This window comes from Algoriphagus sp., from assembly GCF_046296635.1.
Classification (GTDB): Bacteria; Bacteroidota; Bacteroidia; order Cytophagales; family Cyclobacteriaceae; genus Algoriphagus.
In genome coordinates, this window is the sequence record NZ_JBKBKZ010000033.1 from 39,970 (window position 1) to 59,205 (window position 19,236).

General features: G+C 41.6%; 17 protein-coding genes. 6 read left to right on the forward strand and 11 right to left on the reverse strand.

What is annotated here, in order from left to right; translation table 11 throughout:
- Positions 1-97: 97 nt before the first annotated feature.
- The 8 genes from ACK4HU_RS19345 to ACK4HU_RS19380 form a co-directional block, all read right to left on the reverse strand.
- Complete coding sequence (locus ACK4HU_RS19345; protein ID WP_409809373.1) at positions 98-592, reverse strand: DinB family protein; 495 nt, start codon at positions 590-592, stop codon at positions 98-100.
- A complete protein-coding gene (locus ACK4HU_RS19350; protein ID WP_409809374.1) occupies positions 582-1,013 on the reverse strand; it encodes a DoxX family protein in 432 nt (143 codons plus the stop codon). The genes ACK4HU_RS19345 and ACK4HU_RS19350 overlap by 11 nt, the downstream gene beginning before the upstream one ends.
- A gap of 85 nt (positions 1,014-1,098) precedes the next feature.
- Complete coding sequence (locus ACK4HU_RS19355; RefSeq protein WP_409809375.1) at positions 1,099-1,779, reverse strand: Crp/Fnr family transcriptional regulator; 681 nt, start codon at positions 1,777-1,779, stop codon at positions 1,099-1,101.
- Positions 1,772-2,860: a hypothetical protein gene (locus ACK4HU_RS19360; protein WP_409809376.1), complete on the reverse strand. Its 1,089-nt coding sequence runs from the start codon at positions 2,858-2,860 to the stop codon at positions 1,772-1,774. The genes ACK4HU_RS19355 and ACK4HU_RS19360 overlap by 8 nt, the downstream gene beginning before the upstream one ends.
- A gap of 1 nt (position 2,861) precedes the next feature.
- Positions 2,862-3,299 (reverse strand): YHS domain-containing (seleno)protein, encoded by a 438-nt coding sequence (locus ACK4HU_RS19365; protein WP_409809377.1) that lies wholly within the window; start codon positions 3,297-3,299, stop codon positions 2,862-2,864.
- An 11-nt stretch (positions 3,300-3,310) separates the two neighbouring features.
- On the reverse strand, positions 3,311-4,156 hold the full coding sequence (locus tag ACK4HU_RS19370) for a hypothetical protein (RefSeq protein WP_409809378.1): 846 nt from the start codon (positions 4,154-4,156) through the stop codon (positions 3,311-3,313).
- 1 nt (position 4,157) lies between these two features.
- The gene (locus ACK4HU_RS19375; RefSeq protein WP_409809379.1) at positions 4,158-5,093 is read right to left on the reverse strand and encodes a DM13 domain-containing protein; all 936 of its coding nucleotides are present in this window, start codon (positions 5,091-5,093) and stop codon (positions 4,158-4,160) included.
- Between the two features lie 459 nt (positions 5,094-5,552).
- Positions 5,553-7,046 (reverse strand): DUF6600 domain-containing protein, encoded by a 1,494-nt coding sequence (locus ACK4HU_RS19380; protein WP_409809380.1) that lies wholly within the window; start codon positions 7,044-7,046, stop codon positions 5,553-5,555.
- Between the two features lie 434 nt (positions 7,047-7,480).
- Here ACK4HU_RS19380 and ACK4HU_RS19385 point away from each other — a divergent pair, with 434 nt between their 5' ends.
- Positions 7,481-8,068 (forward strand): hypothetical protein, encoded by a 588-nt coding sequence (locus ACK4HU_RS19385; protein ID WP_409809381.1) that lies wholly within the window; start codon positions 7,481-7,483, stop codon positions 8,066-8,068.
- Positions 8,069-8,675: 607 nt separating this feature from the next.
- On the opposite strand, the gene ACK4HU_RS19390 is transcribed toward ACK4HU_RS19385, so the two are convergent.
- On the reverse strand, positions 8,676-9,245 hold the full coding sequence (locus tag ACK4HU_RS19390; protein WP_409809382.1) for a hypothetical protein: 570 nt from the start codon (positions 9,243-9,245) through the stop codon (positions 8,676-8,678).
- A 149-nt stretch (positions 9,246-9,394) separates the two neighbouring features.
- Here ACK4HU_RS19390 and ACK4HU_RS19395 point away from each other — a divergent pair, with 149 nt between their 5' ends.
- From ACK4HU_RS19395 to moaCB, 4 genes are all read left to right on the forward strand, one after another.
- Positions 9,395-11,467 carry a tetratricopeptide repeat protein gene (locus ACK4HU_RS19395; RefSeq protein WP_409809383.1) on the forward strand — a complete coding sequence of 691 codons (2,073 nt, stop codon included), beginning with the start codon at positions 9,395-9,397 and terminating at the stop codon, positions 11,465-11,467.
- Entirely contained in the window at positions 11,464-12,213 is a 750-nt protein-coding gene (locus ACK4HU_RS19400; RefSeq protein ID WP_409809384.1) for a LytR/AlgR family response regulator transcription factor, read from the forward strand. The genes ACK4HU_RS19395 and ACK4HU_RS19400 overlap by 4 nt, the downstream gene beginning before the upstream one ends.
- Positions 12,214-12,292: 79 nt before the next feature.
- Entirely contained in the window at positions 12,293-13,978 is a 1,686-nt protein-coding gene (locus tag ACK4HU_RS19405) for a sulfatase (RefSeq protein ID WP_409809385.1), read from the forward strand.
- Between the two features lie 63 nt (positions 13,979-14,041).
- Positions 14,042-14,953 (forward strand): bifunctional molybdenum cofactor biosynthesis protein MoaC/MoaB, encoded by a 912-nt coding sequence (gene moaCB / locus ACK4HU_RS19410; RefSeq protein WP_409809386.1) that lies wholly within the window; start codon positions 14,042-14,044, stop codon positions 14,951-14,953.
- A 281-nt stretch (positions 14,954-15,234) separates the two neighbouring features.
- Here the strand turns inward: moaCB and ACK4HU_RS19415 are convergent, their stop codons facing one another.
- Positions 15,235-17,244 carry a glycoside hydrolase family 3 protein gene (locus ACK4HU_RS19415; RefSeq protein ID WP_409809387.1) on the reverse strand — a complete coding sequence of 670 codons (2,010 nt, stop codon included), beginning with the start codon at positions 17,242-17,244 and terminating at the stop codon, positions 15,235-15,237.
- A gap of 207 nt (positions 17,245-17,451) precedes the next feature.
- Here ACK4HU_RS19415 and ACK4HU_RS19420 point away from each other — a divergent pair, with 207 nt between their 5' ends.
- On the forward strand, positions 17,452-17,841 hold the full coding sequence (locus ACK4HU_RS19420) for a DUF302 domain-containing protein (protein ID WP_409809388.1): 390 nt from the start codon (positions 17,452-17,454) through the stop codon (positions 17,839-17,841).
- A 422-nt stretch (positions 17,842-18,263) separates the two neighbouring features.
- Here ACK4HU_RS19420 and ACK4HU_RS19425 read toward each other — a convergent pair whose 3' ends face one another.
- Positions 18,264-18,794, reverse strand: coding sequence for an RNA polymerase sigma factor (locus ACK4HU_RS19425; RefSeq protein WP_409809389.1), 531 nt, complete (start codon positions 18,792-18,794; stop codon positions 18,264-18,266).
- Positions 18,795-19,236: the final 442 nt, after the last annotated feature.

Below are 19,236 nucleotides of genomic sequence, written 5' to 3' on the forward strand. Positions count from 1 at the left end.
AAGGGAATTAAGGATTAAGGAATTTCCCCTTTCGTGATAAAGTAGCCTTAATGCTCTCAATTTTCTTAATGTTTTAAAAATACCATTTCTTAGAAAATTAATTTTTGGAAGACAATTGAGAAGTATAGTGAATTGTGGATTTTGCTACTCCAAAGTTTTCGGGAATTGAAACTTCAGGGATAGCTATGCAAGCCAATCTGATCAATGCCTGATGGTGAACACAGTGTTCAAGATTGTACAAAAGTTCCCGGAAATAGGTGGTTTTTATACCTTCCGATTCCCGGTTCTGATCCTGAAAAAGGATTAAATCCTTATCAGAAAGATTGATTTTGGATTGGATTTCCCTGATTTTTTCTAGAGCAAATACAGGATCCTTTTCGAGTCTCAAATCTCTTTTTCGGGTATCGTAATTGATTTTACCCGACTCATATTGGGTTAAGAGACATTCAAAAAGCTCCAAAATATGTCGGACATGCTGACCGATCGAAGAAGTGCGGAATACAGAAGAAATTTGATAATAATCTAGGGGTGAAAGTTGGATCAGAAGTTCACTGAGTTCTTCGAGTTGATCGGAGCAGGAGTTAGATAACATACCGACGTTTGATAAAACTGATCAATTGATTTTTGAGGATAATTACCTGTCCAGCACAAGCTAAAAAACAAACTAGGGCCAGTCCAAATAGCTTTCCACCATCATTGTTAAATATAATTCCAATTTGGAAGATATGGACACCCAATGCCCCTGTCATCACAATAACTCCTAAAATTGCTCCCAGAAGGGTGGTCCTTGGATAGAGAATCAGAAATGCGACAATTAATTCAATTACACCGAGGCTCATTCTCCCTATAGGTTCTACACCCAAGGCAGTGAACAACATCACTGAATCAGGATGCCCTCCAAACTTATAGATCAATGATTGGATCAAAATCAAAGCCGCCAAAATCCTCAATCCCCAACTGATGTATTTAGCATTTGTAAAAGTGTTGGGGGGAAAGCCCGGTCCTTGCAGCATGGTCTTGAGATTTAATGGTTATATACCTCCAAGATGCAGGGCTTGTCGAAAATCAATTGTCGGAAAACTTACATTTTGGGCAAAATCAGGCGAGTTCTCTCAGATTTTTAATCATTATTTCCTTTCTGGAGTAGGTGATTAGACCTTGTTGTTCCCATTCATTGAAAAGCTGGGTAGTCGTCTGTCGGGAACTGCAGATGATTTGGGAGATTTCTTTCTGAGTGAGAAAGTTGTCGATGCAGACCTGATTTCCGTTGAATCGACCCTCACGCTTTGCCCAATCCGTAAGAAAGGCAATGAGTCGTTCTTTGGTGTTTTTGAAAAATAGATTGGAATAATTGTTTTTGACCCGCTTCAGCCGAAAACCTATCAGTTTGGTATAGGAAATGGCCAAGGTAGGATTCTCAGCCAGCAAGCGCTCAAAGTCTGCGGTATTAAAGCTGCATAGTACCACGCTGTCAGTCAATACCTGCGCATACTCATAGCTGCCGTCGTCTTGTCCAAAGTTAAGTGAGCCGAACAGTTCACCTTTTTGAATGATATCCACAATCAGTTCATTTCCTTCTTCATCCACTTGGACGACTTTGAGATTTCCCCGCTTCAGGAGGTAGATTCTCGAACTTTCATTTTCTCCAAAATCAATCATTTCTCCCTTTTTGGCGCGCTTGAAGTTGGTGATGATGCAGAGTTGCCTTACCTGCGAGTTGTTCAGAACCCAAAAGAGCTGATGATTTCTCAGGTGCCAAAATTTTATTTCATCACTCATTGGTTTTCCTTTTGAGGCGATTATAGGATAGAAAACTGCGCTGTAAATCTGAAAGGCGGGGCTTGATGTTCATCAAATTCATATTAAATCTTGCAATTTTGGCCATTTCTGCAAAATATCTGCTAAGAATTTTTAGAGATTGGAGATAGGAATTTTCGGGCGAGTAGATGTGGATCGGTTCCGAATTGGCTCCATTGACTTCCAATATTGACACTGCGAAAGCTTCTTTCAGTTCGGACGCAGACTCCACTTTTACATCAAGTCTCCCATAATAGAAGTCGGAGATGGGGCGGCAGATTTGCTCAAAGGCCTTTAAAACTTCCGGAGAAATCAGCTCCGATCGATCCAAAAACTGCGCTCCTTTGCAATGATTTCCTTTGTGGCTTAACTTGAAAATTTCGTTTTTTTCCGGAATAGTATTCAATAATTCATTTGGGATCTCATGAATGTATCGATTGACTCTTGGGTGGTTTTTTGCAAGTTGTTGGACAGAAAGCATTCCATTACCAAAGATTTGCAGTGGGATTTTTTGAGTGATTGAGGGGATGTTGATTTGACCTGTTTCCGGGTTTTTGATAATGAAAACTCCAAATTCTTCCTTTTTGGAAATGAATTCCTGAAGAATTACGGATTCGTTTTTGAACGTCTCGAGGTACAGCTCGAGTCCGATTTGATTCGTGATTTTTTGGACCCCACGACCCCGTTCTCCGATATTTGGCTTGAGGATAAAAGGATAGTGAATACCTTTTTTCACTGCTTTTTCCAATAGATAATCTAGGTTATGAGGAGGATGACTGAGGATACTTTTTGGAACATTTTCCTCATAAAAGCCCAGCATCGAGTCGTATTTTGAATAATTGAACAGGCCTCCATTTTCCATTGTGGGATTGACAGCACCAAAAAAATTAAGGTTTCTCAGACGGATTCCCCAATAGATTCCAAGCAAGTACATTGGAAGATGAATTGTCCAAGAAGGCCAAAACTCGAAGTGATTGGTGTCAGTGGTAGGATCGAGGGAAGATGCCAACTCATTTATTTGGGAGATTTGAAAACCTGGCTCTTTAACCTCGACGCTATTCATTTTACTTTTCTTTGACGGTTATCCAGTTGCTATCAGCTTTTTTGATCATTTCACTTTGATCTTTGATCCAGTTTTTTTGGACGTTTTGATTATAATTTAGGTAAAGTTTATTGTCTACCACAGTCCAGGCATCGGGAGAAATTTTTGCCTTGTATCCTCCCGCCACACCAAAGGCGCAATAGCCGCCATATTGCGGGGCATAGGATTGGGGGTTTTCGTCAAAGAGTTCTTTATTGGCAGCACTTGAAAAATACCAATTGGCATCCTGATAGATGGATTTAAATTCTTCTTTGCCTTTTACCGGTTTCTTTTCGGTGAAATAGGCTACAGGGTCATAGCCACCTATTGCTTTACCGTCAGAGATAAAAATTTCTGATTTTTGAGCTAAAACTATAGTTTGAATAGTAAGAAGAAGAAATAGGATAAATAGAGATTTCATAGTCTTTGGGATTAGGGAGTTTTTTTAAGTTGGTAGAAAATTCCAATTCCGAAACCTGGACCATTGAGGACGTTTTGGCCTCGAATGACATGATTTGCGTAAGCAGAAAGTCCAAAGTTATTGGGAAAGAAATAACCGACTTCGATGGATGGAAGAAGGAATTCCAGGTTATTGGCGAAAATCCCATTGCTTACGTTTTCAGCATTCCCGTTATGTAAGGATTTAATGGCATTGAAATGAAAAGCAATGAGCATTTTTTTCTTAAAATAGCCCAAATCAAACCCGTATCTGACTTCGTCTGAGAAATCTCGAGTTCGGTGGTTGAATGCCCCGAAAGCTGAAAAATAGATCGAGTTAGGAAGGGAGAAACTCACATCTGTACGGATCATTTGATTGAATTCAGAATCTCCAGTCTGAAGAATTCCCGTCTCACCACCTCCAGTTTTTCCCGAAGGAATTCCCAAAATCAAAGAAGTCGCAAGCACTACTGGTTGGTCCTGAAACCATCCATATTTCACACCCAAATCCATGTCTCCAAAGGAAGAAAATGAATCTCCGGGGATGCTGTTTCCACTTTGATTGAAGCGGACTTCATTTAGTGTATTGGTAACCCAAAATGGCACATTGGCGATGGCTGTCAAGCGGGAACTTATCCCATATTCACCATATATGCCAACGCTGTAGATTCCGGTGGTTGTGATTGGAATATTACTGCCGTCCGGGGCAAAATATTCTCCTGCTCGAATGCCATTATAGCCAAATTTGAAATAGCCTTCTCCTTGCCTCTGAGACCAGCCTTGAGCGAAACAGGTCCCTACGAGGAAAAGGAAAAATGAGGTGATAAGCAACTTTTTCATGTCAATTTTTCATTTCGGCAAATCCAAAAGTCACTGCTGCAGGTTTGCAAAAGATGATCACGTACTTGTAGTCGGTAATTTGAACATTGGGAAACTTGGCACTGATATCAAAAGTATGTGGACCATTGGTTCTGATTTCAGCGATTTCCAGTCCCGAGGCGCGGATTTCTGATCCATTCGTTGAATTGGCGAGATAAACAAATGTTCCAAGTGCGAAACTAGTTTCAAAGTCCTGACTGAGTCTGAGAATTAACTTCCCATTTTCCTGATTTAGGAATGCCATCCCTTTTGCTCGATACCCCCCAGCAGGGACGAAGGTGCCGGATAGCTGTTCGACGTTTACTGAAATAGTAATCGGGTTACTTTTGACTCCGGATACCTTGGCGTGAATGTCTGTTTTCCCAAATTTTACCCCTGTTACTAAACCTTTTTGGTCGATTGAAGCAATTATTTCGTTTTCTGAAAACCACTCGATCGATTTACCGGTCAATTCTTCACCGGCAAGGTTCTGAATACTGATATCTATCTGAGTTTTTTGCCCCGGAAAAAGAGCCCGACTAGTCGTTGAAATTTTCACTAATGCAACTTCTCCAGGCTCACTGACGACATTTACCTGAACTGATTTCATTACTTTATCTGCGTAACTTACTTTGACAAAAGCCGTCCCGTTTGATTTGCCAGTCACCAAACCTTCGGTATTTACTTCAATCAAGGCTGGATTTGAGCTGGAAAATGTAAAATTAACGGCCTGTTCTCTCCCAAATTCATCAATGTATCGCGGTGTAAGTTGTAAACGCTCCCCAATTTTCAGCCCGACTTGTTCAGCTTCCAGTTCGATTTTTGGTTCGACCATTGCATCATCCTGATAATCGATTCCAATGCAGGAATAGGCTAAAAATACCAGCGTACTCAGAATTTTAAGTTTTGAAATTGACATGACTGAAATAATTTATTCGAATTTCTGACTTTCACAAAAATCTAATTGTCAGCCAACTGACACCAAAACAAAAAAAGCATGAATCCTTTTCTTTATTTCATCAAGTTTTCAAGAAGAGAATTTTTAACCATTAAGGCATTAAGGATTGTTGGTTTTGGGCAATAAGACGAGTCAATCTTAATGCTCTCAATTTTCTTAATGGTTTAATACCATAGGCTATTTGGTAAAGCATTAGGAAATGGCATGAATCCTTTTCATTATTTCATCAAGTTTTCTTGACTGAATTTTTTACTATTAAGGCATTGAGGGAATTAAGGATTAAGGAATTTTCCCTTTCGTGATAAAGTAGTCTTAATGTCCTCAATTTTCTTAATGGTTTAAAAACCCGTAACCAGACAAAGCATAAAAAAAGCATGAATCCTTTCGAATCCATGCTCTATAGTTGGTTTAGTTTAAGCTTTAATTATCTCTTGAGCTACTTCTGCTAGGCGTGCTACTGGTTCTGCTTTGAGTCGCAGGAGCGGATTGCCTTGCAGGTGCGCTAGTTCTCACTTCTGAAGAAGAACCGCCACTCTGAGACCTAGCCGGTTGAGAAACCTGAGTTCTCGACTGCGGGCTAGAATTCACCTGAGGAGCCTGCGTTCTTGGAGCTTGAGTTCTCGAAGGCTGACTATTCACCTGAGGAGCCTGAGTTCGAGCGGGTGCCTGAACTCTCGCTGGAGCTTGTGCAGGTCTAGACTGCTGTACTGTGCCACGGTTTGGAGCAGGCTGCTGAGTTCTCGTTTCTACTCTATTCACTTCATACCCTGAGCGACTTGCCGGAGCAGTGGTTCGCTGAGTCGTGTTTGTCGAAGGTCTAGCTTCATTCGATCTAGCTGGAGCAGTTTGACGAGTTTCTGGTCTCTGAACCTGAGTAGGAGCGGTGCTTCTGCTTCGGGTATCATTTGGCATAGGCGTCACCACTGGTCTCTGCGATCCCTCATTTACCGATGGACTGGTAGCTCTGCTTGGGGCAGTTCTTGCGCTCGGAACTTCAGAGTTTAGCGAAGATCGACTTGGGGACTCCAGAGTTCTGCTAGGAGTGTTTGTTCCCATAGTAGCGTTTCTGGATGGCGTGCTAGCGTTAAGCTCTCGGCTTGATCTGGCAGTTTTTGCCTGATCCGCCTCCAATATCCGCGAAGGTCTAGCTCCCACACTCGTTCCTCTTGAGTTTTGAACCTCCGGTCTGTAGACGTTCAGTGAATTTCTGGATACCGAAGTTCTACCCGGCGCCTCAGCGTTTCGGATTTGATATACCGGTACATTTCTACCAGTAACTTGGCGCAACTCACTTCTCGAAGGACCAGTCACATAAGTCTGATTGTTGTAGACATAGGTGTTGTTGATGATCGTGGTGTTGTTATAGATTCTCACCCGAGTTCTGTGTGGCGCATAGTATCTGTAGGCATAGTGATGATAGATGCGATGTCTTGGCAAGAATACCCAGTGGAAAGCTGGTAGACCCACGTTGAAGTTGATAAATGCACCGGGTCCCATTGGAGCCCAACCGTAGTATCCACCACCTGTTCTCCAATTCACCCAAGCCGGACCCCAGTCATAACCAGGTACCCAAGCCCAGCTTTGAAAGTAGTCATCAAAGTACCAACGTCCATAGTGGAATGGTGCCCAACCCCAATCGTAGTAGGAAACCCAAGTATTGCCGAACTCGGTCATTGCCCAGTGACCTGCTGTACCGTAAGGATGGAAACCCTGCTCTACAGCCGGAAGCCAAATGTATCCATGACGGGCATCTCTGACCCAGTCACCATAAGGTGCGAGCTCATCGTAAAATATCTGAAAGCTTACTCCTCGGTTGATAGAAGCTTCTGCCTTTTCTGGAGAGATCATACCCGAAAGCATGACAAGTCCCAGAGCGAAGAAGCCTAACCAGCGGGTACCAAAGTTCGTTTTCATAGTCTTGTGGTTTAGAAGTGGGATTGGGTAATCTGTCTTTTTCAGTTTAATGTAGTTTTATAGTCTTTGATTAGGTAGATGCTCTTTTATCTTGAAAGGTTGCATCAGTTGTTTTGATTGTTTAATTGTTTTGAAATTTTATTCGAAAAGAACACTAGAAAAGTTTTATTATTTTGATTAATTAACTGAAAATATTTTTACTTATATGAAAAAATTGAATAACTAATCTTGATAAATGGGTTTATTTCAGAAAGCTACTGTTTCAGTTTTAAAAATTCCTGACTTTACCTGTTTTGGGTAAGGTTTTTTTAAAAAATTTAAAAATTTGCTTACAGAAAAAGGCAGAAGACGCTCAAAAAATAGATTCTCGGAGTCGGGAAATAAGTTGCATTTTTTAGTCCTTGAGGCGAATATTAGCTTTTCGGAAAAAGACTATGAAAAAGCTTCTTCATTTCTCGATTCTGATTTTTATTGGCCTGTATCTAGTCTCCTGCGGTGGATCAAATGAGGATCCTCAGCCCGCTCAAGAAGGTTTTATCCGATTCAAAGTAGACGGAATACTAAAGGAATTTAAAGTGGGACTGGGGAATTCATCATCTTTTAGTTTTGATCCAAATGGACCGATCTTTAACACCATTATTCAGGTGTTGGGTCCGGGGAGTACCGGGACGAGTAACTTCATCCAATTCACAGTGAAAAATGAAAAGATGTTTGAGACAAACTTGGATTACAACCTTCAGGATGCAATACTTTATAAAGGAGTACCGCTTAGCCGTATCAATTTCGTCTATTCTGATGAAAAGGGTCAATCCTTCGCTGCGGTCAATTTGGACCCCAAATCCCCATTAATTGTGGTGAAAGACGCTGCCAAAGTTCGATTCTCAAAAATCACTAATGATGTGGTTGAGGGTACGTTCACTGCGCTTTTGATCGGTCCAATTACCCCCACCGGAGTAGGGAAACAAGAGGTAACTATTTCTGAGGGTCAGTTTAGTATGAAGCTAACGAATCTGATTCCTTGAGTAAGGAGGGCTTAAAGGGATTTTTACACAGAGTTTTTTTCCCACAGACCTGACTTCCGCCAGGCAAGTTGATCACAGAAAAAGTCACGGATGGACACAGATTTATTATCCCAATCTCCATTTCTCTCCCGCTCTCTGTGGTTAATTTTACCGCCAAGGACGCAAAGGTGCGCAAAGGTTTTTTTACCACGCGGAGAAAAGGAGATTTAGGAATTTGGCCTAAAATCTGATCTTCCTAAATTACCATCAGGGGCGACAACCCTGCCTTTGCCGGCAGGCAGGCCTGAAGTGGGTTGAACTAATAAAGAATCTAGAAAAATATTCATAGTCAGCCAAGTTTTTTTAGCCGCTAAAGCAGCCAAGACTTGCGCCTTTCCGTCTTTGCGAGATTTTTTAGTTAATAGGATGGGGTTGAGGATTGACTTCTTTCCCCGGAAAAGGACAAGAAGGATCGCAAAAGAGATTTTATTAACAACATAAAAACATAGGGAAACATAGCTTTCTCTTTATCAAGGAATTTGCTATGATTTCTATGTGACCTATGAACTTCAGGCTTTGAAAGGAATCAATCCTTCTCAAGGCCGCAAAGTAAAAAAACTAAAGCTTTTTAAAACTTCAGAGCCAGCCCCAAATTCAAATACGCCACACCATAACCCAACTCAGCAAAACCTGCCAAATTATCACTGAAATAATATCTCGCTCCGGCAAAAAGTGTCAATCCAGCGGTGTTTCCAAAGTTTCCCGTATTGCCGGTATTGAAACCTGAATTGTCCTCATAGCTGTAATTCAACAAATTATAACTTGCCATCAATCCTGCATAGAGATCAACCTTCTCAGCTTTGATTCCTGTGAAATGAAGTGCACCTCGGACCCCAATGATCGTATAGTTCCACTTTGATTTGGATTCGAAGTTGCCTGAGTTGTTTACCCAACTGAAACTTTTGTAGCCTACATATCCACCAAGTCCAATGATACCGACATTTCCTGCCTCTGCAATTCCCTGTTCATACATCAGGCTGATTCCGGGGATTTGGGTGCTGTAATCGAAACTACCTAGGGAACTTCCAATTCCAATTCCCAAAGAGGCCACTTTGGTGCCTTTTTCAAAAGTCTGAGACCATGCTGTAGTTGTGGTGAATACAATCAAGACGAGGAGTAAATAGTTGAAATTTTTCATGGTTTTAAGGTTTTTATTAGAAAATTATCCAGTCTTTATTTCACGTTCACCCTAAATTTATTTTTTGCAAGATTCTTCTTATTCCACCTCTTGTTATGCCTATTTTCTGCAAAATTTCCCCTAAATTTTTCCATCGTAATTTCTTATAGATGAAGCCACTGCTACTTTTTATTGGTTTTTTACTGATGGCTCTCCAAGCTTTCAGTCAGAAGCAGATTGATTCGCTTCGGAATCAACTTGCCATACCTGGAATTCATGATAGTATTCGAGTGGATATCTACAATGACCTGTCGTTTTATTTTGCTGGAGTTGATCCCAAAATCGGTCTCAATTACTCTGATTCTGCTTTTATCCTTAGCTCCAATCTAGGGCTGACGGCGAAGATTACCGCCTCCATCAACAACCGGGGTGTCAACTATTGGTACCAAGGGAAAGACTCTTTGGCACTTGAGGCTTATCAGGTAGTCCTGGCGGCACATCAAAAATCCGGAAATCGAAAGGGTCAAGCCAGTGCTATGAATAATATGGCGTTAATCAAATACAATCAGGGCGATTATCGGGGTGCACTTGAAAATCATGAAAAAGCGACTTCGATTTTTGAGGAAATGGGATTACGAAAAAATTCAATCAATAGCCAAATGAACACTGGAGTTGTTTTTCTGGCTTTGGCTGATTATCCCAAAGCATTGGAATATTTCCTGAAAGCTCTCAGCCAAACCGAAGATCAGGATATTTGGGAGAGAGGTAATCTGTTCACGAATCTGGGTTTGATCCATAAAAATCTAAATGAATTTGGTGAATCTGAGGCTTACCACAGAAAGGCGATTGAGCTCTATCGAAAGGAAGGATACAAGCAAATGGAGGCCAGTTCGATGGGCAATTTGGGAGCTGTCCTTCAACTTCAGGGTAAAAATGAAGAAGCCGGGAAACTGTTTTTTGAGGCATTGGCATTGAATAAGGAAATCGGAAACAAGCGAAGAATTGCTTCTGATTTTACGGCTTTGGGAAGTTTGTATTCCGAGAAAAAGGACATTGGAAATGCTAGAAAATATTTAGACAGTGCCGCTCATTTCTATACTGAAATCGGCGAAAAGCTCAGTTTGTCCACCGTTTTGCTTCAGCTGGCAAATCTTGAGAAAAGCGAATTTGGAGACAAAAATCTTTCGAAAGCACTCGAATTGGAACAAAAAGCCCTAAGCCTTGCGCAGGAATCGGAGTCCCTGGAGGCTCAACGATCTGCCTGGAAAGCGCTGGCAGAAACTCAAAAAGAGCTGGGTCAATATCAAAAGTCGCTGGAATCCTATCAGATGTTTCAGGCATTTCAAGACAGCATTTTCAATGATGAAAATGAGAAAAAGCTGTTGAGCTTGCAGATTGGCCATGAATTCGAGACGCGAGAGAAGAAGTTAACCGCTGAGTTTGAGTCTGAAAAGCAGCTGCTGGAATTGGAAAAGGAAAGTGAGCAGCTAAAGGCAAGTCTTTACCTTATCGGAATCGTAGCGTTGATTCTACTTGGTGGTGGTGTATTTTGGGGCTTTCGATATCATTCCAGAAATAAGCGATTGAAACTGGAATCAGAATTTCGGGCTCAAGTTGCCGAACTGGAACTGAAGGCACTGAAAGCCCAAATGAATCCGCATTTTATCTTCAATGCGCTGAGTTCAATCAGTAATTTTTTACTGAAAAATCAACCTCAAGAAGCCGATCGGTACCTGACTCGTTTTTCACGTCTGATCCGTAGAATCTTAGAATTCTCAGATGTCAAAGAGATTTCGCTTAATGAGGAAATTAGTTTGCTGAAGGATTACATTGATATAGAGGCCCTCAGGCTGGGAAAAAAGATTGATTTTGAGGTTATACTCGATGATGGAGTAGATGATTCTCAATTGATGATTCCGCCACTATTACTCCAGCCACTTGTGGAGAACAGTATTTGGCATGGCATTGCGCCCAGCAAAGAGGATGGATTGATCACCCTTAAGGTTCATCAACAGGATCATTCCTGTCTTTTGGTACTTCGGGATAATGGCACCGGAATGAAAGAATTTGTAGAAATCCCTGAAAAGCATCAATCCATGGGAATGAATTTGGTTAAAAATCGCCTTGAGAATCTGAATTTTAAAAATGGTGAAGATGCGCTTTCCATTCTTTGGAAAAATCTCTCCCCCGGTTTTGAAGTGCAACTGACTATCACCCAACCTAATTCAATCAAATTCACATGATGCACTGTGTAATCGTAGAAGATGAGCCTCAAAGTGCCGAACGGTTGATGCTTTTATTGGAAAAGAACCATTCCAAACAAATCATAATTAATAAATGGCTCAAAACGCCAGAGGAAGCCTTGGATTATTTGAATAAGAACACCCCAGAATTGGTTTTTTTCGATGTGGAGATTCAGAATCAGACGGCCTTTGACTTGATGAGTCAACTGTCGAAAATTGATTTTAAGGTAATTTTTACTACAGCTCATCAGGAATATGCACTGAAGGCAATTAAGGTCTCAGCTTTGGATTATTTGCTCAAGCCTGTGGATCAGGACGAGTTGGCAGAGGCTATTTTAAAAATGGAGAAAAGCCTCGCCAAACCGGATGCTGTTCAGCAGATGATTGAGTTGATTTCTGAGTTGAAAAAAGAAAAACTACCTCCAAAAATCGGCCTGCCCACACTTTTTGGGCAGGAATATGTGAGTCCCGAAGAAATCATTCGCTGTCAGGCAGATGTGAATTACACCCATATTTTTCTCCGGGAAGGAAGGAAGCTCACTGTGGCCAAGACGCTGAAAGAATATGAATCAATCTTATCCGAGCATGGATTTTTTAGAGTGCATAATTCCCACCTGATAAACCTTCGAGAGGTCAAGTTCTACAACAAAGGAAAAGGAGGATTTTTGATTCTCAAAGATGGATCTGAGGTGGAGGTGGCCTCAAGAAGAAAAGAAGAACTGCTCAAGAAGTTTAATTCGAAGTAGAATCAGGTGACTTTCTCCACCGAATAAAAAAATATGGCTAGGTTTAATAGCCTATTTCCAAACCCTGATATCCAGCCTTATGAAAAAATTGAAATCCACATTTCTAACCTTTGGAGCACTTTTGTTCTTTTTTGCCTGCTCACCAAAAGAGGATAACCAACCCCAAAAGCGACCCAACATCATCTTCATCATGTCAGATGATCATGCTTACCAAGCCATTTCGGCTTACAGCAATCATTTGATCGAGACGCCAAATATCGACCGAATTGCCAAGATGGGCATGCTTTTCACCAATGCCACGGTGACCAATTCCATCTGTGCGCCAAGTCGGGCGACGATCCTTACAGGAAAGCATTCTCACATCAACGGTAAAATTGACAATGATTTTCCCTTTGACACGACTAACGTCACTTTCCCACAGCTTTTTCAGGATGCGGGTTATCAGACGGCTATGTTTGGCAAACTTCACTTTGGAAATAGTCCCAAAGGCTTTGATCAGTACAAGATTCTACCGGGACAGGGTGCATATTATAATCCCGACTTTATCACCAAAAATGATGGCAACATTAAAGTGCAAGGCTATGTCACGGATATCATCACAGACATGACCTTGGATTGGCTGCAAAAGGAGCGAAAAGCTGATCAGCCTTTTATGTTAATGTATCTGCATAAAGCTCCGCATCGGGAGTGGCTACCTGCCGAGCGGCATATGGCAGAGTTTACCCAGCGAACTTTCCCAGAGCCAGCTACACTTTTTGACGATTACTCGGGTAGGGGAAGAGCGGCGAAAGAGGCCGAAATGAACTTGCTCAAACACATGAACTGGGCGGGTGATTCCAAAGTCTATCCCGAGGTGATGGATGAGTTGGGAATTCCTGATGCTTCAGGTTGGGATAAGGCAGCTTTTAAGCGGGAAGTTGGACGATTGGACTCTACACAGCGAGCTACTTGGGATCAGTATTATCGCCCTGTAAATGATGCATTCAAAAAAGCCTTTCCTACCATGGCTGAAAAGGAAAAAATGCAGTGGCGATATCAGCGCTATATGCAGGATTATTTGGGGACCATCGCCTCAGTGGATGAAAATGTCGGTCGGGTGTTGGATTATCTGGAGGCAAATAACCTGATGGAAAACACGATCATCGTCTATACTTCAGATCAAGGTTTTTACTTGGGCGAGCATGGTTGGTTTGACAAGCGATTTGTCTATGATGAAAGCTTCAAAACTCCACTCTTGGTGTCTTGGCCTGGAAAAGTGAAGGCAGGAAGCAAATCTGATGAAATGGTGCAGAATCTGGACTTTGCACAGACCTTTTTGGATGCGGCAGGAATTCCAGCCCCATCCGATATGCAGGGAGAAAGCCTGATTCCACTTTTGACCGGTAATACCGAAAAATGGACTCGTGATGCCGTCTATTATCACTATTATGAATATCCATCTGTCCACATGGTCAAGCGACACTATGCCATTGTGACTAAGGAATATAAACTCACGCATTACTATTTCGATACTGATGAATGGGAATTGATTGATCGGATCAATGATCCCCAAGAACTCAAAAATGTGTATGATGATCCAGCTTATGCTGAAATCAAGGCGGAATTACATCAAAAACTGGATGGCCTTCGGGAAAAGTATGGAGACAGTGAAGAGATTTCCCAGCGATATTTAAACACCTATTTGGATCGGTTGGAACAAACCCAGCAGTTTGGTAATGCAAATAAGGAAGTGACGAAGAAGATTTTGGAGGAGAGGAAAAAGTGATATTTACTTAGTTAAAGGTCAGGTAAAACGTAAAACATTTTGAAAAATTATTATTTAAGTTAAATGGTCAACATTACCCATAAAAGTAATACCCTACGAAAAGCCATCGCACAAGCAATTGTAAAAGTCGGCATGTCTGAAACCATCCAAGCCATCCGAAATCGAACTGTTCCTAAAGGTGATGTCCTGGAATGCGCACGAGTGGCGGGACTTTTCGCAGCAAAGCGGACAGCCGATATGATTCCGGATTGTCATCCACTGCCTGTAGAATTCACTGCGATTTCTTATGAGGTGGGAGAGATGGAAGTGACAATTTTTGTGGAAATTCACACGATCTATAAAACCGGCGTGGAAGTCGAAGCTATGCACGCAGCCTCTGTGGTGGCACTGACGATGTACGATATGCTAAAGCCGATTGATAAGGGAGTGAGCATTGAGCAGATCAAGTTGGTGGAGAAGAAGGGCGGAAAAACCGATCGGAATAAGGACCTGAACCAAGAATTGAAGGCTGCGGTAATTGTTTGTTCCGATTCTATTTCCGCGGGGAAAAAGGAAGATCGGGCAGGAAAGGTCATTCGGGAAAAGTTGGAAAATCTTGGTGTAGCGGTACCTGTTTACATCATAATTCCGGACGAAAAAGAGGAGATAAAGGAATCTTGTCTTAAGTATGTCAATGAACATATGGACTTGGTCATCTTCACTGGAGGGACGGGACTTTCACCAAGAGATGTGACCCCTGAAGCATTGGGAGAAATCCTAGAACGAAGAATTCCTGGAATAGAGGAAGCCATCCGAAGTTATGGACAACAGCGTACCCCTTACTCGATGCTTTCACGCTCGGTGGCAGGTTTGATTGGGGATACGGTGGTGCTGGGACTTCCCGGTTCGACAGGTGGTGCCTCCGAATCCATGGATGCTGTTTTTCCTGCATTGCTTCACGTATTCAAAGTTATGGAAGGTGCGAGACACGATTAAGTTCTGATATTTAAAAAGTTAGTACTGAATATTTTCGGGAGCCGAAGATTTTTTTACCAAATAGAAACTTAGGGACACATAGGCTCTCATGTATCAAAGAAGTTATGCTATGATTTATATTTTGCTGTGTGTTTTTCAAAAGGCAAAAAATTTTTATCACAACAAAGAAACCTAGGGGCATATAGTTTACCATTCCTCAAAGGTTTTAGCTATGATTTCTATGAGGCTATATTGTTTTCAAAAACACGAAGTTTTTTCACAACAAAGAAACCTGGAGATAACTAATAACTCAACCCATACCCAAACTTATACAGTGCATAGCCTTCTTTTTCCTGATAGCCGGGAACATCTGAAAGGTTGGATTTCACGGCTTCAACTGAAACTGGGATGGTGAAAGGCAATTTCCCGGAAGGGTTTACTTTCCCTGCCAAGACATCTAGGATGGCCTCAGGAGTGGTGCCAAATGTGGCAACCAATGTATGGAGTCCCGCTCCTTCGATTTCTGAAATGACCCATGGATTCGTGAAGTTGATTACTGTTACTGTGGGTTTTTTGGAGAGCACTCCATTGACATAGTCGGTATTGATTTTGTTTTTACTCAAGTTCACGTGGATTTCGGAACCGTTGCTGCTAAACAGGGAATTGAAATGAGGATTAAGCCAAAGGACTACCAAATCCGCCTCATCTTGAGTGCCTACAAGTTCAAATTCCCACGATGGATTGGAAGAAGTGAATGGAATACTCGGTGCTGCGTCCTGTGACTTTTCAAAATAGGTTTCAAAGTAAACTTTGGTTTTTGCTTTGATGGGAAGAAGTTGCTGATCGTTTTTTAGTAAAACGATAGACTTTCGCATGGCTAGGTCACCTGCTTTCTGAAACTCCGGATTTCCAACCAATTTTTTTGCTTGTTCTACATCCACATAAGGATTTTCGAAGAGCCCCAAATCAAACTTTTCTTTCAATAAGCGAAAAACGGATTCATTAAGCCGCTCTTCTGTCACATAACCCTTCGTCACGGCAGCCATTAGCTGTGTAGGGTCTCCTGTTCCAGAGAAAAGGTCCACTCCTGCTTCCAAAGCTTTACCATAGCGCTCTTCGATGCTGTATTTTTCCATACCCCAAGGTTGCATTTCGATAGGTCCGGTGTCGGAATTGATAATTCCCTGAAATCCCATTTTGCCACGCAACAAATCCTTTATGATTCCTTTGTTATATGCAAATGCTACTTCCTCGTATTCGGTGTCAATCGGTTTGGCATAATAAGGCATGATCGCCGAAGTACCTGCATCGATAGCTGCTTGGAATGGCTTGAGATGGTAATCAAACATTCCCCCGGGATAATGTTGATCCTTTCCGAAGTCAAAATGTGGATCCTGTCCTTCCACCTGCGGTCCGCCTCCCGGAAAATGTTTGGTGGTCAAAGCCACGGAACCTAAACCCAATTTTTCTCCCTGAAAGCCCAGCACCACTTCTCGCATCATAGCTGCCGCCCAATCTGCATCTTCACCAAAAGTACCTTCATTTCGCTGCCAGCGTGGTTCGGTGGCTAAGTCAGCCATGTACTGATAGCCTTTTCTAATCCCAACTGAGGCCCATTCCTGTCGTGCGATGTCCGCAAATTTTCTAACCAGTTCCAAATCCTTGGTAGCTGAAAGCCCCAATTCACCCGGCCATTTGGAAAAAACGGTTGCTCCTTGACTCAGCCCAATAGCGGCATCCATAGTGATGTGATTCCTTGGATTGGAAGCTACGATTGCCGGAATTCCAAGTCGGGTGTCTTCACAAAGAGCTTGGAGGTTGTCGCTCCATTCGGCCATGATTTGTGCACTGGTATTGGCCCGAAGGATGAAGTGACGGAGATGCCGTTCTTTCACACCTTTGGTCGTGCCGGAGGCTGACATTAAAGGCGTCGCTAGGGTTTGCCTTGTAAACATATTGTTTGGCTGAATCAAATCTTCCTCATTAAACCCGGACGTGATTTCTCCTCTGGGAGCGCCGGCTTGAAAAGCAAAATCTCCCGCAAGACGGGTGGTGCTGATCAACATAAAACCAACTTTTTCTTCCAAAGTCATCTGAGCAATCAGATCATTTATTCGCTGATCTACCGGAAGTCTCCAGTCTTCGTAAGGGTCAAGTGTACCGTTTTTGTTGAGGTCTTTAAACTTAAAACTGTCAATTTCCAAAAGAGGCGCCGTTCTATTGCCCAGTTCAGCTTGGGTGAATTTTGGGCTGGAGGTGCAGGCAAACAAAATTCCGGAGGAAAGGATAATAAGCAGATGGGAGATTTTCATAAGATCGCAGTGATGAAGAGTAGCTTAAATCTCGGTTTATCAGTCATTTGATAAAAGCCAATTTATATGACTTTTACGGAAACGATTTCTGCCTATGTGATTGAGATCACTTACTGCTTGTCTTGCAAAAGCTAAATTGAGCCTTAAGATTCCTCTATTGGTAAATTATTTGAGTGATATTATTCTTTTCCATTAAATCAAAAAACCATGAGTTACTATCAATCCAAAACAATACAATCAGGAGATTTGACTTCTCTGCGAGAAAAAGTGGAGGCAGCCTTGAAAGAAGTAGGTTTTGGAGTCTTAACAGAAATTGACATACAAGAGACCATGAAGAAAAAGCTGGACAAAGACTATCCTCCTTATCTGATTTTGGGAGCTTGCAATCCTGTTTTTGCAGACAAAGTACTCACTGCCGAACCTCATATTGGGACACTTTTACCTTGTAATGTGATTATTAGAGGACTTGGGAACTCGGAATTTGAGGTGTCCATCATGGATCCTATCGCAGCAATGTCGGCTGTGAAAAACCCAGCTATTGAGCCTTTGGCAGGGGAAGTACGAGAGAAGTTAATGTCAATGTTGGAAAACCTATGACCTCTTATCTTTAAAGGAATCATCATTCGATTGAAATCAAAATGGATTTCCATCAGCAATTTTTTGGTTGATGCGTATTTTCACGTCTCAATTTTTTAGGCTTATACAATCGCTGAGAGTAATCATCAGAGTGGATTAATTCAGATTGTAGCTCGGGCTTTCGTTTGAATGGAGTGTTTTCGAAGCAATCATGATTGCCTGCACAATTAGCCTAGCAATGATCAACAGGGCTAATTCAACCAATTATCTCATATTAAATTTAGGTTTCTTTATTGTCCCAAATTCCTTTCACAACTCCTTTGAACAGCCTGACAAGTAAACACTTTTAGAAAGATGTTTTTATCATTTAATTTTTCAGAAACATTTGAGCATCTTCAAAATTAAGGTCCACTATTTAGTTTTCAGACTTACTAACCACTTGATTAAACCAATCGATCCCTCAGATCGACACGAGCTTTGATCAGGTGGTTTTTCACTGTGTTTTTTGAAATTCCCAATTCCTCAGCAATCTCTTGGTAAGATTTGTCATGGTAATACGAAAGTTGAAGTACTTTCTTTCGCTGGCATGGCAAAGTTTCAAGTGCACTCTCTAAGCGTTCCAGAATTGATTCTTCTTCCTCTATAATTTCGGGGGAAGATTGATGAATTCGTGTAGAGTAATACTTTTCTAATCTTTCGCGATCTCGCTTTAGATGTTTAAAGTAGTCAATGACTTCATTTTTGGTAATTGTAAAAACGTATGAACGTACTCGATCTGCACATTCGAGGTCACATCGTTTTCTGAGTATTTTCATAAATACCTCATGAAAAATCGTTTCGGATTCCAAGGGATCTTTGACCATGGAGAGGATAAATCGAAGCACTGGTTTTTTGTACAACGAGTAAAAAGTCTCGATGGCATGGGTTTCTCCGTTTTTGAAATCCATTAACAGAGTAGGATCATAAGTGTTCATAGTGCTGGGCTGGAATAGGTTTGGGAAATTTTGAAAAAATCCAGCCGAGTCTTTACGCATATTGCGAATATAAATCCTCGATTTACGAAAATATTATATTCAGCATTTTTCTAGTATTAAGCTAAATATGAGTGTATTACGCCCATGTGATTTTAATATAATATTTGGGTGAAAATTGAACTGGAATAATTCACGTGTCTTTAAAAAATTAAAGAAAAATGCCTTGAGATGAAGTGTATGTTATTTTTTATGGGGTGTCAAGAAATTTCTTTTTATGGATATACGCTTATCTGCCGCCAACCAAATTTTATAAAGTTTCACCTCGACTTCCCACCACGGCGGGCAAGCTACTCGGTGTCCGTTAGTTTTTGTTTTTGAGGGAGGGGAGGAATATGCGGCGCAGCCGCATATTCCTCCCCTCCCTTTAAGAACATCAAATCCG

What these genes read in the sequence shown, in the direction of transcription:
- ACK4HU_RS19345 (WP_409809373.1), bottom strand. Translation starts at nt 592, where the DNA reads ATGTTATCTAACTCCTGCTCCGATCAACTCGAAGAACTCAGTGAACTT.
- ACK4HU_RS19350 (WP_409809374.1), bottom strand. Translation starts at nt 1,013, where the DNA reads ATGCTGCAAGGACCGGGCTTTCCCCCCAACACTTTTACAAATGCTAAA.
- ACK4HU_RS19355 (WP_409809375.1), bottom strand. Translation starts at nt 1,779, where the DNA reads ATGAGTGATGAAATAAAATTTTGGCACCTGAGAAATCATCAGCTCTTT.
- ACK4HU_RS19360 (WP_409809376.1), bottom strand. Translation starts at nt 2,860, where the DNA reads ATGAATAGCGTCGAGGTTAAAGAGCCAGGTTTTCAAATCTCCCAAATA.
- ACK4HU_RS19365 (WP_409809377.1), bottom strand. Translation starts at nt 3,299, where the DNA reads ATGAAATCTCTATTTATCCTATTTCTTCTTCTTACTATTCAAACTATA.
- ACK4HU_RS19370 (WP_409809378.1), bottom strand. Translation starts at nt 4,156, where the DNA reads ATGAAAAAGTTGCTTATCACCTCATTTTTCCTTTTCCTCGTAGGGACC.
- ACK4HU_RS19375 (WP_409809379.1), bottom strand. Translation starts at nt 5,093, where the DNA reads ATGTCAATTTCAAAACTTAAAATTCTGAGTACGCTGGTATTTTTAGCC.
- ACK4HU_RS19380 (WP_409809380.1), bottom strand. Translation starts at nt 7,046, where the DNA reads ATGAAAACGAACTTTGGTACCCGCTGGTTAGGCTTCTTCGCTCTGGGA.
- ACK4HU_RS19385 (WP_409809381.1), top strand. Translation starts at nt 7,481, where the DNA reads ATGAAAAAGCTTCTTCATTTCTCGATTCTGATTTTTATTGGCCTGTAT.
- ACK4HU_RS19390 (WP_409809382.1), bottom strand. Translation starts at nt 9,245, where the DNA reads ATGAAAAATTTCAACTATTTACTCCTCGTCTTGATTGTATTCACCACA.
- ACK4HU_RS19395 (WP_409809383.1), top strand. Translation starts at nt 9,395, where the DNA reads ATGAAGCCACTGCTACTTTTTATTGGTTTTTTACTGATGGCTCTCCAA.
- ACK4HU_RS19400 (WP_409809384.1), top strand. Translation starts at nt 11,464, where the DNA reads ATGATGCACTGTGTAATCGTAGAAGATGAGCCTCAAAGTGCCGAACGG.
- ACK4HU_RS19405 (WP_409809385.1), top strand. Translation starts at nt 12,293, where the DNA reads ATGAAAAAATTGAAATCCACATTTCTAACCTTTGGAGCACTTTTGTTC.
- moaCB (WP_409809386.1), top strand. Translation starts at nt 14,042, where the DNA reads ATGGTCAACATTACCCATAAAAGTAATACCCTACGAAAAGCCATCGCA.
- ACK4HU_RS19415 (WP_409809387.1), bottom strand. Translation starts at nt 17,244, where the DNA reads ATGAAAATCTCCCATCTGCTTATTATCCTTTCCTCCGGAATTTTGTTT.
- ACK4HU_RS19420 (WP_409809388.1), top strand. Translation starts at nt 17,452, where the DNA reads ATGAGTTACTATCAATCCAAAACAATACAATCAGGAGATTTGACTTCT.
- ACK4HU_RS19425 (WP_409809389.1), bottom strand. Translation starts at nt 18,794, where the DNA reads ATGAACACTTATGATCCTACTCTGTTAATGGATTTCAAAAACGGAGAA.